We start from the raw sequence: 13768 nt of genomic DNA on the forward strand, positions 1-13768 counted from the left end.
GGCGTCAGGCGATAATCGAGATCTTCTCGAAATCCGGAATCGCGTGCTGCGGGTCTCCCATCAGCCGTTGAAAGCTGTTGTCGATCAGCGTTTCGGTGGCAGACTCGCTCGCCAATCCGCCGCGGACCAGGCAATGCTGGTGCAGTACGCGGCGGAAAGCATCGAACAACTCCATGTCCGGCGCGGCCGGCGCTTCCCAGAACTCGTCGAGATGTCCTTGATGCGTGATGCCGGGCACGTCGTAGATCGCTTCGCCCAGCACAATCACCGGCTTGCCAGCGGTGAGCGCCAGCGTGCCCGAGGTGCTGTTCACGCACACCATTCCCTTGGCCCGTCGAGCAAGTACCGCGAGTTCGCCACCATCGATATGGTGTACGCGATCTTCGATGCCCAGCGCGCGGGCGCGGCTCTGTAGGAATCGGCGCCAGTTGTGGAAACCGCAGTCAAGCGGGTGTTCCTTCACCAGCAAATGCGTATGGGCCGGCGCGCGATGCGCAAAACTGTCGAGCACATAATCGGCCGCCGTGTACATCGTGCCAAAGGGCGAATGCTCGCGGATCTGATAGTCGCCGGTGAGCTGGAGCGGGAAGAGGTAGAAAGATTTGTCCGCCAGCTTGGAGAGCGTTTGCCCCGCTTGCACCGATCGCAGGCGAGCGAGCGCGAATTTTCGCATCCAGCCAAAGCCTTCCAAGACGATCACGCCTCTACGGTGCGACCTGTAGAAGGGGAAGCGCAGGCGCCCGGTGACGACCCGATGATAGTACCAATAGGAATCCCGCGCCCGCCGGCTGAAGCTGGCGGTGATCGAGGGCAGATCGGGTACCGCTGGCAGCGTGCGTGCGGCTTCCCGCAGGGCTGCCGGATCGCGGTTGAGCGTCGAATGACCGTTCACGCCGTCCGGCTCGAGCGTCATCCAATCGGGTCGGATATAACCTTCCTCGAACACGTGGATGGCCACGCCGCGAAGCTTTGCCAGCTGATGTGCGGCAAGATGCAGGGGCCGGCAATCGCCATATAGTACGAGATCGGTGATCGCGTGCTCGCGAAGGAAACGATTGAAGAAAATCGGCCAGCTACTGGCGCGACCCCGATAATCCGTAGCCTCGCCGGGCCAGTCATAAGTGTCGCCGCCGTTCAGATTGATTCGGTACACCGATGATCCATGCGATGCGATCTTCTGGCCCAGTTGCCAGAAGAACGGCCCAGGCGGACCTTGCAGGAACAGAAAGGACCGCCTTGTGCGATGGATGTGTTTCATAAACCCGATCCGATACGGACAAGCCACCGTCTAACCTTGCCTTGCGCCGTGCGCAATCGTTCTAACTGCGTCGGCTCGCCGGTCTCATCGGCGATCATCCTGGCGACAAGTATTTCAACATCGCATGGCAGCCGCGTTACGGGATCAAGATAACGCGGATAGACGATCAGCGCCGCCGCCACCAATTCGAGCAAAGTCCGCCGTCTGTTGCGGCGAGAAGGCACCGGCCCGAGATCCGTCGTCAGGCCCCAGCCGGCATAGAAGGGCACGCCGTGGGTCACGACCTTTTTCTGGCGCAAGAGGGCCTCGAACCCCGCGAGCGACGTCAGTACGTGCACCGCATCGGCGATTTCCAGAAGGCTCGAAATTGGCGCCTGCCGTTCAATGCGATCGGCATAGTGCGCGGCGAGGCCGTCGTCGATCGCACCTTTGCGGTGGCCGGCCTCAACATCCGGGTGGGGTTTGTAGATCAGGTACGCATCGGGCTCGGCGGCGCGGGCGGCTTGCAGCAGGTCCAGGTTGGTCTTGCCGCCGCCACCCGTCATGACCGACCGATCATCCTCGACCTGCCCGGTGACGAGGACATGCCGCCTGGCGCCTCCTGGCGGCCTCAGGCGCTGGCCGCCGCGACCATATTTGCTCAGCCCAGCGTTGACAATGCGTTCGATCAAGGCGGATGCCCGGTCCAGCAACGGTGCTTCGAACACCGCCGTCTCAAGCAGCGTTTCAAGGTCGCTGGGCATCGCGGGATCGAAATGAATGCCTTGGAAGTCAATGGCGATCGACAGCGGCGGCACGCAGTTCGCCCCTAGGCCGGCCGAACGCAGAAAACCGTCTTCGAGTTCGGCGACCGGTGCCGCCCGGCGCTCGATCCGGCGCTGCACCGACGCGGGTACCCGCGCGCGCCACAGCACGGTGGCGCCCCGGGCACTGGCAGATAGGCGATAGGACGGCCCCACGCCGCCATCCCATAGCAGCGCTTCGACCGTTTCCCGCTTCCATCCGGCCACGCCGAGGACCTGACCGATACTACGATTGCTGTCGATCAACCGCCGCCAGTCCGACAGCAGCGAAAGGACTGCCCCGATCCCGCACGACGCGCCGGTGAACGGATCGCGATAGGTGCGGTTGGCGAGCAGTTCGGCATGAAGGGCGCGATGAAGTCCCTCGGGAGTATCAATGCCGGCAAAGCGGCCAGTTCCGAACAACCGGACGTCGCAGCCGACGAGCGCCGCGACCAATGCCAGTTCATCGTTCGCGTCCACCAGGATGCTGGCGGCTCGTTCGGCCAGCCACCAGGGATCGATGGGTCGGCGTTGTGCAAGCGCTGCAATGCCATGGCCGACCCGGCCCAACGCCAGCGCACGCGCGCGCTGCTCGGCGGGCAGCGCCTGCACCATCGCGTTGCCCTGCGCTGCGGATGCGGGCGCGAGCAGGATATCGCAACCTGCGGGAAGTTCGGGCTGCGCCCCCCAGAAGGCGCCTCCGACACGATCGCTGCGAAGCCGCGCCGCGACGTATGCGACATCGTCGGATGCGGATCGGTCCGCCACGTCCACGATCCGCACCGGACGCGACCGGGGGAAGGGAGGGATGCGCAGGAACGGCATGGGTTCCTGCCGCGAGGTTATCATGTCAGGCGACTCCGCGCGCCATCAGGATTGCTTCGATCGGCGCCAGATCGGTGGGATTATTGAATTCGATCGGATCCCAGGCCGGTGCATCCATAACGACGACATCGACCGGGATGCCGTGATGCAGGAATCGCAGCTGCTCGAGCCCCTCCGCGAGTTCCGCCGGAGAGGGCGGCAGGCTACCATAGCGCTGCAGCGCCTCCGGTCGATAGGCATAGAGACCGAGATGCAGCAGCACCGGGATCGATCCGTCGTACGGCGGCTCTGGCAGGAACGGCAGTACCCGCTTCGAGAAATACAACGCCCGTCCCTGCGCATCGACAACGACGGTCGTTCCGCCGCTACGGCCCGCTGCCTGATCGATCACCAGATGCGCGTACACGGTTGCGGAACAGCGCACGGCAACGGTGGCGACTTTGCAATCGGGATGGGTTTCCATCCAGTTGGCCAGGGCGGCGACGAACTCTGGCGGTGTCAGCAGCGCGTCGCCTTGAAAATTGATGGCGAAATCAGGCGCTATCCCCAGCGCCTCGACCGCTGCGGCGACCCGCTCGGTGCCGTTCGCGCAGGTGTCCGGCGTCATGACGGCCTGCTCGCCGAGCGCCGTCACCGCGTCTGCAATGCGGGCGTCATCGGTTGCCACGTACAACGGCAGCGCCAGCTGCGCGGATCGCGCAGCCGCAATGCTGCGCGCGATCAGCGACTGCGAGGCGCCCATAGCGCCACGGATCGGCGCAAGCGGCTTCCCCGGATAGCGCGACGACGCGTAGCGGGCCGGAATGACGAGGATGCCGCGCCCCATTGAACCGGCTTCAAGCGTTCAGGCGAAGATCGTGGATATGCAGAAGCCCCCAAGGGCGGCGCGACGTCTCGGTCTCCATCACGAACAGCACAGTGATCTTGTTCTCCTGCATGCGCTCGATGGCATCGTCGATCGAAGCGCCTTTGGCAATGGTGACCGGATCGCGTGACATGATCTCGCCAGCGACCGCGATCAGCATTCGGTCGAACGCGCGCCGCAAGTCGCCATCGGTTATCACGCCCACCAGATCGCCGTCCGCATCAACCACGCCGGCAATGCCCTTGCCGCACGACGTCATCTCCAGCACGACATCGCGCGCGCTGGTTTCCGGTCGGACTAGCGGGAGCGCCTCGTTGCGGCCGATAAATGCTTCGATTGTTTGCAGGCCCCAGCCGATTCGTCCTCCGGGATGCCAGCGGGCCAGTTCTGTCCGCGAGACGCCACGTTTGCGCATCGCAGAGACGGCAAGTGCGTCGCCGAGCGCGAGCATCATCGTCGTCGATGTAGTGGGAGCAACGCCTTCCGGGCAGGCTTCACTGCAGCCGGGCAGCAACAGGGTGATGTTCGCCCGCCGCGCCAGCATCGATTCCGCGCCCGCCGTGATCCCTATCACCGGCACGTTCAGGCGCTCCGCGTGGGAAAGCACCGCCGTGATCTCCGGCGTCTGGCCCGAATTGGACAGGACCAGCAGCAGATCGCCCTCGCGCAGCACGCCAAGGTCGCCATGCGAGGCTTCTCCCGGGTGGAGAAAATAGGCGGCGCTGCCGGTGGCGGAAAGCGTTGCCGCGATCTTGCGGGCGATGTGCCCCGACTTGCCCATGCCGACCAGAACGACTCGGCCCGGTGCGCGCACTAGCAGGTCGACCGCCTTGGCGAACTGTAGATCGAGTTCGTCGGCGAGCAGGACCAGCGCTTCCGCTTCTTGGCGGATAACCGCCGCGCCCGCCTCGATGATCGATTCTACGCTCAATACACGCATTCCGTTCTCCGCACTTCCCCACTCGTGCGTGACGAACGCCGCAAGGGCGTCCCGATCAACTACACTGAAATCCAATAAATTCCGGCCCGCTTCTTGCAGGCATCACGGCCGAGCGCAAGACTTGCCGACGAGATCAATCGTCGAATACCCTCTTACTGCCGCTTGTTTGCCACGGTTGCCCCATCCACTTCTGGAGTCGGTCGCGGGCTGACCACATCGCTTCTATCCGGCGTTCGGCGATGCCGGGCATACTCAGCAGATCGCCGCCCGCCCAAGGCAGGAACGGATTGCGCCGTCCGAACGACCAGAGTTCGAGACGGCGGCTTGGCCGGCTGGCCGCCACCCGGGCATGGAATCCGCAGGTATCCGCCACCACAAGGGTATTGGCCTTAACCGGGAAGGATTGGGGCGGCGGCAGCTTGAGGCCTGCCAGTTCCTCCGCGCCGATCCGAAGCGATCCGCGTGCGGACAGGAAGTCGTCGCTTCGGCCCACCTCCAGGCTACGGCGGTGCTCCCATTCCAGTCGCTCGGCTGTCAGGCGATGGGAGCCGGACACATAGGAAAAGGGCCCGTCGGCTTCCTCGACATCGTTGAGGAAGAACCAGGCTTTTACCGTCGGATGAAAGGTGTCGGCGTGCAGCCGCGTCTGCGGATCGGGATCACCGGGATCGCATTCGGTAACGATGGTCTGCACATAATGAAGCGGTTCGCTGCGAAAACTGCCGACATAGCGGCACAGCCCGGCGAATCGATGATCCCGGATTAGTGCGCGTACTTCGGGTACGCTGCGGAGAAAGGAAGGCCCGATCGCTACTCGGCGGGTGATCGTGTCGCCTTGGCGCATCTCGCGTGTCTCGAAGCGCTGCTGCAGGATGCGTTCCCGCAACTGCTCGAACAGCGCAGCGGGAAGAAAATCGGGAACCAGGACGAAGCCGTCCCGATCAAATGCCGCCCTTTGCTCCGCATCGACGCCCGCCGCCAGGCGCCGGCGGCGCAGCCAAGCGAGGTGGTGGGCGATGCGAACGCGGGCGGCGTGCAGCCCCATGGCATTCAGGCGATGCGAGCCGATCAGCGGGTTGTCGCGAAAGGATTTTGCGCCCGTTGCAAGTTGAGCGAGCCAGAATGGCGCCGCCAAAAGGGAGTGCATATACGGTCTCGCTCGAACACAGCATGGCCGGTCGCGCAAACACGCAGCCCCAGCAGGCGACTGCGCTTCTGTGATTATGTGCGTATCGTCAAGTCTTTGGAAAGGCATGGGCCGTATGGGCCTGTGCCTTCGCCGTGCCGCTATTCGGCCCGTTCGGTCTGTGCGATCCACCCGCCGCCGAGCACGCGATCCTCGGCATACAGCACCGCCGCCTGACCAGGAGCAACGCCATATTCAGGCGTGTCAAAAACCACGCGCTTCCCGTCGAAACGGGCTGGTATCGGCTTGGCAAGGCTGCGGACCTTGGCGCGCATCGGGCCGCGGTACGCGCCTCCCAGCCAGTTCACGCCTTCCAGTCGCGCTGCCGCAACCGCCAGGGCCCGCCGCGGCCCTACGACCACCTGCTGGGTCGCCGCATCTAGCCGTAGCACATAATAAGGTTCGGCGGCTCCACCGATCTCCAGCCCGCGGCGCTGGCCCACGGTGAAATGAATCAGTCCCCGATGCTCGCCCAGCTTGCGGCCTGTCTCGTCGACGATGTCGCCGCCGTCCTCCGCCTCCGGCCGCAGCTTCTTTACCAGCGACGCGTAATCGCCGTCGGGCACGAAGCAGATGTCCTGGCTGTCGGGCTTGCCCGCCACGGCCAGGCCCAGATCGGCGGCCAGGGTGCGAACGGCCGGCTTGGGCAGGCCGCCAAGCGGGAATCGCAGGTAGTCTAGCTGTGCTGCCGTCGTCGCAAAAAGGAAATAGCTCTGGTCTCGCGCCGGATCGGCCGCGCGGTGCAGTTCTGAACCCTCGGTGCCGACCACGCGGCGGACATAATGGCCGGTCGCCAGGCAGTCTGCGCCCAGATCGCGGGCGAGCGCGAAAAGATCTGTGAACTTCGGTCCCATATTGCATTTGACGCAGGGGATTGGGGTGCGGCCGGCGAGATATTCGTCCGCGAAATCGTCAATCACGTTGGTGCGGAAGCTGCTGGCGTGATCGAACACGTAATGGGCAATGCCCAGCTTGTCGCATACGGCACGGGCGTCGCGGATGTCGCGGCCGGCGCAGCAACTGCCGGCACGCCCCACCGCTTCGCCATGATCATAGAGCTGCAGCGTGATGCCGATCGTCTCCGCGCCGCTGCGCGCGGCGAGCGCGGCCACGACCGAAGAATCGACGCCGCCCGACATGGCAACGACGATTCTGCGCGCCGATAGCGGCTCGGGCAGCTGGAAATCACCTAGGTTCATGCGCGGCCAAATAGGGTTTTCCCGATGCGGACGCTACCCGGTGCGGGTGGAAAGCCTTCGGGAACCCAGGTTAAGCTACCGTTCCCACGGCTTTTACCCGCCCTTCAGCACTGTTGGCGTACACGCCCATTGTAGACAGAGCGAACTGGAATGCGTTGGTGGATTTGAGTTTTGCCCGTTTGGCTAGCGATCCTGCGGCCGCCGCGATGCCCATCGGGCTCGCGGTGCTGCTGGTCGGCATTGCCACGCGGCAGGCGGCAAGCCCCACCGCGCGCATCCAGACGCGCCTTTCTATGCCGATGCCGCGCGCGGCGCTGCTCGCCCCTGCCCATGGTGCCTTCCACCATGCAGCGGCGGCGGCGCTCAGCCGGTGGCGGGAAGAGTGAAGTGCGTGTTTACCTTGCCATTTTAGCCGATGTTCAAGGCGGATGCGTAACAGTCTCTGCCGTGTTTGCGTAACGAGGGCCTCGCCCCGAAGAGGTTGGTAGATGATTGAGAACCAGAAGATCCGTCCCGCCAAGGTTATCGGTCCGCTCGGCGAACCGCTGACGCTGGAGACGCTGCCGCCGCCGGAGACTACCCGCTGGGTGGTGCGCCGCAAGGCGGAAGTCGTCGCCGCGGTGAACGGGGGATTGCTGACCGTCGACGAGGTGTGCGAGCGTTACGGCCTTACGGTGGAGGAATTCGCCGGATGGCAGCGGGCGATCGATCGATCCGGCATGCCCGGTCTGCGCGTCACGCGGATCCAGCACTATCGATCACTGTACGAGCGGCAGCAGAAATTCTGAAGATCCTGGCGCGCGCTCGGCAGGGGGAGCGCCGCCACATCGTTGCCCGTCGTATGGCAACTTCATGCCACTTCGTTTCGGCCGCCTTGCCATGTTGGCTGCCTGCATTCCGGTTCCGCCGATCCGCGAAAATATGCTTCCGGAACAAACTGTGGCATTGATTGATTTCCTCCATGTCGCCCGGGACGCCGGGCAAGTAAAGGAGGGACGAATGGTAGGTTTTCTCATTTGGCTCGTCATCGGCGGCGTCGTCGGTTGGCTTGCCAGCATCATCATGCGGACCGATGCCCAGCAGGGTATCTTCCTGAACATCGTCGTCGGCATCGTGGGCGCCTTCATCGGCGGCCTGCTTTTCGGCGGGAACATCAACAGCGGTGTCATCACCCCGATGACGTTCCTGGTGTCGCTGCTGGGTGCTGTCATCCTGCTCGCGATCGTCAACCTGGTTCGTCGTGGCGCAGTGCGCTAAGCACGAACGCGACTATCAAAAAGGGCCGCCCCCATGGGGGCGGCCCTTTTTTTCTTGGTTGGCGCATTCTGCCGCAGTTAGCTCACTTCAGCAGGAAGCGCACCGAAACACTGGCGGTGATTTTCTGTTCACCCGGCACGATGGCGGTATCGGCCTGCGGCGCGAATTCTTTGGCGCGCATCAGCATCGGCATGGGGGCAGGCGGAGCGGTGGTGCCGGCCTCCGAAATCACCAGGATGCGCTCCACCTTCAGACCCGCCGCCTGGGCATAGAGCGTTGCCCGCGCACGAGCGCGGCTGATCGCGTCTCGGCGCGCCTCGTCGAGCGCGCCGTCCGCGTCGGATAGCGTCAGTTCAGGGCCGCTGATGTTGTTCGCACCCTGAGCGACCAGGGTATCGAGGATCGGACCGCTTTTCGCCACGTCGCGGAACCGCACCGTCACCTGGTTGGATGCCTGATAGCCGGTGATCACTGGCGGCTTGTTTTCCTGATAGCGATACTGCGGCGCCAGGCTGACGGCGGTGGTCTGCAAGTCGCGTTCGGCGACGCCGGCCTTGCGCAGCGCCGCGAGCACGCCCCCCATGCGGCTGGCATTCAGCCGAAGCGCCTCTGCCGCGCTGGGTGCATCGGTTACGACGCCGGCCCGGATCAACGCGAGATCGGGTACGCGGGTGGTGGTGCCGTCGGCGACGACATCGAGCACGGTGCCATCGGCCGGAATCGCCTGTGCCAAGGGAATCGCCTGGGCGTAGGCGGCCGGCGCCGCAGCGCATGCGAGCAGTGCGGCGGCCAGCGGCAGGGTGCGGATCATGAAGGTCTCCTCGGTTTGATCGTTGATCTGCCCCGGCTTGTCGACGGTTGCAGACGAATGCAGCCTGAACGGATTGTTCGGGCCCACGGGCCCGTCGTTACTTGCAAGCAATCGCATATACATGGCATTTTCTGGTGGCGACTTGCGCGTGACCGTGGAACCGGGCATTTCTTGCCGCGGCAAGACACCGGCTTGTCGGCGGTGATATATTCCGATAATACAGTGCGACCGGGGGCGATCGCTCGTCCTGAGCGGGGTAGGCGCATGAATTACGAGGCAGGCATGTTGGGACGGCAGGAGCAGCTCGGTTTCGAGGGGGAACCGGCGCGGCGGGGGCGGCGCTGGCTGTGGATCGGGCTGGGTGCTTTTGCGCTGGTCGTGATCGCCGCCTTCCTGATGATGAGCCGTTCCGGCAGCGAGCAGGTGCCAGCCGCCAAGGGCGGCAAGGCGCAGGGCCAGCTGCAGACGGTGACCGTCGCCGCGCCGGGCCGCCAGACGATCTCCACGATCGTCACCGGTACCGGATCGCTGGCCGCCAAGCGCGAAATGCCGGTGGGCGTTGCCGGCGAAGGCGGCATCGTCACGCGCGTGCTGGTGGATGCAGGCAGCTGGGTGCAGCGGGGACAGGTGCTCGCCACGGTCGATCGCTCGGTGCAGGTGCAGACCGCCGAGTCGCTCGCCGCGCAGATCCGCGTCGCCGAAGCCGAGGCGAAGCTCGCCCAGGCCAATCTCGAGCGTGCGCAGAAGCTGGTGAGCAACGGCTTCATTTCGCGCGCCGATATCGATCAGCGCACCGCCACCCGCGACCAGGCGCTTGCCCGCGTGCGAGTCGCCAAGGCGCAGCTCGCCGAGACCCAGGCCCGCAACCATCGGCTCGATATCCGCGCGCCGGAAGCGGGGCTGGTGCTCGCTCGCCAGATCGAGCCGGGCCAGATCGTCAGCTCCGCCTCGGGCGCGCTGTTCCGCATGGCGATGGGCGGCCAGTTCGAACTGCGCACCCAGCTTGCCGAAGCGGACATCCAGAAATTGCGCGTGGGCGCGCCCGCCGAAGTGACGCCGGTCGGCACGCAGTTGCGGTTCGAAGGCAAGGTCTGGCAGGTGTCGCCGGTGATCGATCCGTCGACGCGGCAGGGCATCGCTCGCGTCGAGCTGCCCTATAATCCTGCGCTCCGCCCCGGCGGCTTTGCCAGTGCGACCATCGTCGCCGGTTCGGTGACGGCGGTGGTGCTGCCGCAATCTGCGGTGCAGAGCGATGGGCAGGGCAATTTCGTCTACATCCTGAACGAAAAGAACGAAGCGGTGCGCCGTTCCGTCACCACGGGCGATGTTACGGATCAGGGCGTGCGGGTTACGAGCGGGTTGAACGGCAGCGAGCGCGTGGTGATGACCGCGGGCGCGTTCCTCAACCCGGGCCAGAAGGTCATTCCCCAACTCGAGAAAAAGTAAGGGACCGGCGCGATGAGCTTTCGCAACATCTCTGCCTGGGCGATCCGTAACCCGGTCCCGCCGATCGTCCTGTTCCTGTTCCTCACCATCGCGGGGCTGGTCAGCTTTTCGCGCATGGACGTGAACAACGATCCGGACATCGACTTCCCGATCGTCTGGATCTCGATCAGCCAGCCCGGCGCCGCGCCGAGCGAGCTGGAGACGCAGGTGACGCAGCGTGTTGAATCCGCGGTGCGCAGCCTGCAGGGCATCGACGAGATCAACTCCACCGTTTCCGAAGGCAACAGCCAGACGGTGGTCCAGCTGGCGATCGGCACGCCGATCGACCGCGCGGTGGAAGATGTGCGCAGCGCCATCCAGCAGATCCGCGGCAACCTGCCCGACGGCATCCTGGAGCCGCAGGTCGGCCGCGTCGACGCCGCCAGCGCCAACGAAGTTGCCAGCTTCACCGCCATTGCCACCGACATGACGGTCGAGCAGCTTTCCTGGTACATCGACAACACCGTCACCAAGGAACTGCTGTCGATCAGCGGCATGGCGGCCGTGCAGCGCAACGGCGGGGTGAGCCGCGAGATCAGCGTGGTGCTGGACCCGGTGAAGCTCGCCAGCTTCGGCCTTACCGCGAGCCAGGTGAACCAGCAGCTGCGCCAGGTGAACCTGAACGCCGCCGGCGGCCGCGCCGAGATTTCGGGCTTCGAACAGTCGCTGCGTGTCGTTGGCAACGCCAAGGACGCCTATACGCTGGGGCAGACCCAGATCTCCACCGGTAACGGCCGCGTCGTGCGGCTGGCGGATATCGCGCTGGTGAAGGACGGCAATGCCGAGCAGCGCAACTTCGCCCGCTATGACGGCCATCCGGTGATTTCGTTCGACATCCAGCGCGCCAAGGGCGCGTCGGACGTCACCATCTTCGACGAAACCCAGAAGAAGCTGCGCGCGCTGGAAAAGAGCAACCCGAAGGTCCGCTTCGAGCTGCTCGACAATGCCAGCAAATATGCGCTCGAGCAGTATCACACCGCGATGGAGGCGATGATCGAGGGCGCGGTGCTCGCCGTCATCGTCGTGTTCTTGTTCCTGCGCGACTGGCGGGCGACGGTGATCTCGGCGCTGGCGATCCCGCTGTCCGCGATCCCGAGCTTCTGGTTCATGGACATGCTGGGCTTCACGCTCAACCAGATGACGCTGCTCGCGCTCAGCCTGGTGGCGGGCGTGCTGGTGGACGACGCGATCGTGGAGATCGAGAACATCGTTCGCCACATGCGCATGGGCAAATCGGCCTATCAGGCATCGATCGATGCCGCCGACGAGATCGGTGTAGCGGTGCTCGCCACCACCATGTCGATCGTCGCGGTGTTCCTCCCCGTGGGCCTGATGCCGGGCATCTCGGGCCAGTTCTTCAAAAATTTCGGCCTCACCGTCGTTGCCGCCGTGCTGATGTCGCTGGCGGTGGCCCGGATGCTGACGCCGATGATCGCGGCCTATTTCCTGAAGGCGCACGGCCATACCGAACATGGCGGCGGCGCTGTGATGCGCGGCTATGTGCGGCTGCTCGAATGGACGCTGATGCACCGCTGGGTAGCGATCCTCGCCTATGTGCTGTCGCTTGCCGGCACCATCGGCCTGCTCGTCACCATGCCGCAGACCTTCCAGCCGGCGCAGGACCAGGACAGCGTCACCGCGACCATCGAAATGGTGCCCGGCACCACGCTCGAGCAGACCGACCGCGTCGTGCAGCAGGTCGCCGGCATCCTGCGCGCCGAACCGGGCGTGGAGCATACCTATGCCCGCACGCTGGTCGGCAGCGGCCGGGTCACCGCCGATCTCGCCGAAAAGCGGGCCGAGCGGAGCACCGAGTTCGAGAAGCGCGTTGCGCCGAAGCTGCGCGCCATTCCCGATGCGCGCGTCAACTTCCGGTCGCAGTTCGGCTGGGGCTCGTCGGGGCGTGACCTGACGATCACGCTGGGCGGCGAGGATCCGGAACTGCTCAACCAGACCGCGCTGACGCTGGTGAAGCAGATGGAAGGGCTGAAGTCTGCGGTCGCACCGCGCGTTTCGGGCGATCTGCAGCGGCCGGAAATCGTGATCGCGCCGCGGCTCGATCTCGCCGCCGATCTGGGCGTGACCACCGCGGCGCTGTCCAACGCGATCCGCGTCGCGACGCTGGGCGATATCGAACAGAACAGTGCGCGCTTCTCGCTCTCCGATCGCCAGATCCCGATCCGCGTCGCGTTGAACGAGGATGCCCGCACGAAGCTGGATACGCTCCAGAACATGCGCGTGCAGACCCAGACCGGCGGATCGGTGCCGCTGTCGGTGGTGGCGGATATCCGCTTTGCCGCGGGGCCGACCAAGATCGAGCGGCTGAACCTGCAGCGCCGCCTGGTGGTGGGCGCGGACCTGGGCGTCAATCCCGCGACCGGCAAGCCCTATGTCTCGGGCGACGTGATGAAGGAGATCCACAATCTCCCGATCATGAAGAACCTGCCGCTCGGCGTGACCGAGATGACCGTGGGCCAGGCCAAGTGGCAGGGCGAGATGATCAACAACTTCATCATCGCGCTGGCATCGGGCATCTTCCTGGTCTTCGCGGTGCTGGTGCTGCTCTATCGCCGCTTCGTGTCGCCGATCGTCAACATGGCGAGCCTGTGGAACGCGCCGCTGGGCGGGCTGATCGCGCTGGCGATCCTCGGCATGCCGGTGTCGTTGCCGGTCTATATCGGCATGCTGATGCTGTTCGGCATCGTCGCCAAAAACTCGATCCTGCTCGTCGACTTCGCGCTGGAGGAGATGGAGAAGGGCGTGCCGAAGATGGTCGCCATCGTCGATGCCGGCCGCAAGCGCGCCCAGCCGATCGTGATGACCACGATCGCGATGGTGGCGGGCATGGTGCCGACGGCGCTGTCGATCAACGGCGACTCCTCGTTCCGCGCGCCGATGGGCGTGGTGGTGATCGGCGGCCTGATCGTGTCCACTCTGCTCACGCTGGTGATCGTGCCGGCGCTGTTCAGCCTGGCCGTGGGGCTGGAAGGCTGGCTCGGCCCGCGCCTGTCGCGGCGGCTGCTCACCTATCGGCCGGGGGACGATGGCAGCATCGTGCTCGGGCCGGCGCAGAACAAGCCCGCGATCGATCACAAGCCGGGCGACGACAACGTCCAGCCGGCGGAGTAACCGCCTCCCGCATGCTTGCGGGGGCGGG

The 13768-nt window shown here is 65.1% G+C and carries 12 protein-coding genes; 5 read left to right on the forward strand and 7 right to left on the reverse strand.

All coding sequences use genetic code 11. The features are described from left to right. Positions 1-4: 4 nt before the first annotated feature. The 6 genes from ACNFJ7_RS13470 to mnmA all read right to left on the reverse strand — a co-directional run bounded on the left by ACNFJ7_RS13470 (position 5) and on the right by mnmA (position 7058). Positions 5-1258, reverse strand: coding sequence for a capsule biosynthesis protein (locus ACNFJ7_RS13470; RefSeq protein ID WP_019369356.1), 1254 nt, complete (start codon positions 1256-1258; stop codon positions 5-7). Continuing rightward, entirely contained in the window at positions 1255-2892 is a 1638-nt protein-coding gene (locus ACNFJ7_RS13475; protein WP_419724225.1) for a beta-3-deoxy-D-manno-oct-2-ulosonic acid transferase, read from the reverse strand. The genes ACNFJ7_RS13470 and ACNFJ7_RS13475 overlap by 4 nt, the downstream gene beginning before the upstream one ends. 1 nt (position 2893) lies before the next feature. Further along, on the reverse strand, positions 2894-3694 hold the full coding sequence (locus tag ACNFJ7_RS13480) for a 3-deoxy-manno-octulosonate cytidylyltransferase (RefSeq protein WP_019369354.1): 801 nt from the start codon (positions 3692-3694) through the stop codon (positions 2894-2896). A 10-nt stretch (positions 3695-3704) separates the two neighbouring features. Continuing rightward, a complete protein-coding gene (locus tag ACNFJ7_RS13485; protein WP_019369353.1) occupies positions 3705-4673 on the reverse strand; it encodes a KpsF/GutQ family sugar-phosphate isomerase in 969 nt (322 codons plus the stop codon). Between the two features lie 133 nt (positions 4674-4806). After that, the gene (locus ACNFJ7_RS13490; protein WP_026009115.1) at positions 4807-5820 is read right to left on the reverse strand and encodes a phytanoyl-CoA dioxygenase family protein; all 1014 of its coding nucleotides are present in this window, start codon (positions 5818-5820) and stop codon (positions 4807-4809) included. Positions 5821-5960: 140 nt separating this feature from the next. Further along, positions 5961-7058 carry a tRNA 2-thiouridine(34) synthase MnmA gene (gene mnmA, locus ACNFJ7_RS13495; RefSeq protein WP_019369351.1) on the reverse strand — a complete coding sequence of 366 codons (1098 nt, stop codon included), beginning with the start codon at positions 7056-7058 and terminating at the stop codon, positions 5961-5963. Positions 7059-7264: 206 nt separating this feature from the next. On the opposite strand from mnmA, the gene ACNFJ7_RS13500 reads away from it, so the two are divergent. The 3 genes from ACNFJ7_RS13500 (at position 7265) to ACNFJ7_RS13510 (ending at position 8315) form a co-directional block, all read left to right on the forward strand. Next, entirely contained in the window at positions 7265-7444 is a 180-nt protein-coding gene (locus ACNFJ7_RS13500) for a hypothetical protein (RefSeq protein WP_082664482.1), read from the forward strand. Between the two features lie 102 nt (positions 7445-7546). Then, positions 7547-7846: a DUF1153 domain-containing protein gene (locus ACNFJ7_RS13505; RefSeq protein ID WP_019369349.1), complete on the forward strand. Its 300-nt coding sequence runs from the start codon at positions 7547-7549 to the stop codon at positions 7844-7846. A 211-nt stretch (positions 7847-8057) separates the two neighbouring features. After that, entirely contained in the window at positions 8058-8315 is a 258-nt protein-coding gene (locus tag ACNFJ7_RS13510) for a GlsB/YeaQ/YmgE family stress response membrane protein (RefSeq protein WP_026009113.1), read from the forward strand. Between the two features lie 82 nt (positions 8316-8397). Here ACNFJ7_RS13510 and ACNFJ7_RS13515 read toward each other — a convergent pair whose 3' ends face one another. Then, a complete protein-coding gene (locus ACNFJ7_RS13515) occupies positions 8398-9126 on the reverse strand; it encodes an SIMPL domain-containing protein (RefSeq protein WP_026009112.1) in 729 nt (242 codons plus the stop codon). A gap of 264 nt (positions 9127-9390) precedes the next feature. On the opposite strand from ACNFJ7_RS13515, the gene ACNFJ7_RS13520 reads away from it, so the two are divergent. Both ACNFJ7_RS13520 and ACNFJ7_RS13525 read left to right on the forward strand, forming a co-directional pair. Further along, positions 9391-10572, forward strand: a complete 1182-nt coding sequence (locus ACNFJ7_RS13520; protein ID WP_019369346.1) for an efflux RND transporter periplasmic adaptor subunit — start codon at positions 9391-9393, stop codon at positions 10570-10572. Positions 10573-10584: 12 nt separating this feature from the next. Continuing rightward, positions 10585-13740, forward strand: coding sequence for an efflux RND transporter permease subunit (locus ACNFJ7_RS13525; protein WP_019369345.1), 3156 nt, complete (start codon positions 10585-10587; stop codon positions 13738-13740). Positions 13741-13768: the final 28 nt, after the last annotated feature.

It is taken from the genome of Sphingomonas sp. HT-1 (assembly GCF_048568905.1).
Lineage (GTDB): Bacteria > Pseudomonadota > Alphaproteobacteria > Sphingomonadales > Sphingomonadaceae > Sphingomonas.

Bases quoted from the DNA above. Each gene is read 5' to 3' on its own strand.
- mnmA (WP_019369351.1), bottom strand. From the start codon at position 7,058: ATGAACCTAGGTGATTTCCAGCTGCCCGAGCCGCTATCGGCGCGCAGA.
- ACNFJ7_RS13505 (WP_019369349.1), top strand. From the start codon at position 7,547: ATGATTGAGAACCAGAAGATCCGTCCCGCCAAGGTTATCGGTCCGCTC.
- ACNFJ7_RS13515 (WP_026009112.1), bottom strand. From the start codon at position 9,126: ATGATCCGCACCCTGCCGCTGGCCGCCGCACTGCTCGCATGCGCTGCG.
- ACNFJ7_RS13525 (WP_019369345.1), top strand. From the start codon at position 10,585: ATGAGCTTTCGCAACATCTCTGCCTGGGCGATCCGTAACCCGGTCCCG.
- ACNFJ7_RS13500 (WP_082664482.1), top strand. From the start codon at position 7,265: ATGCCCATCGGGCTCGCGGTGCTGCTGGTCGGCATTGCCACGCGGCAG.
- ACNFJ7_RS13490 (WP_026009115.1), bottom strand. From the start codon at position 5,820: ATGCACTCCCTTTTGGCGGCGCCATTCTGGCTCGCTCAACTTGCAACG.
- ACNFJ7_RS13485 (WP_019369353.1), bottom strand. From the start codon at position 4,673: ATGCGTGTATTGAGCGTAGAATCGATCATCGAGGCGGGCGCGGCGGTT.
- ACNFJ7_RS13470 (WP_019369356.1), bottom strand. From the start codon at position 1,258: ATGAAACACATCCATCGCACAAGGCGGTCCTTTCTGTTCCTGCAAGGT.
- ACNFJ7_RS13480 (WP_019369354.1), bottom strand. From the start codon at position 3,694: ATGGGGCGCGGCATCCTCGTCATTCCGGCCCGCTACGCGTCGTCGCGC.
- ACNFJ7_RS13520 (WP_019369346.1), top strand. From the start codon at position 9,391: ATGAATTACGAGGCAGGCATGTTGGGACGGCAGGAGCAGCTCGGTTTC.
- ACNFJ7_RS13475 (WP_419724225.1), bottom strand. From the start codon at position 2,892: ATGATAACCTCGCGGCAGGAACCCATGCCGTTCCTGCGCATCCCTCCC.
- ACNFJ7_RS13510 (WP_026009113.1), top strand. From the start codon at position 8,058: ATGGTAGGTTTTCTCATTTGGCTCGTCATCGGCGGCGTCGTCGGTTGG.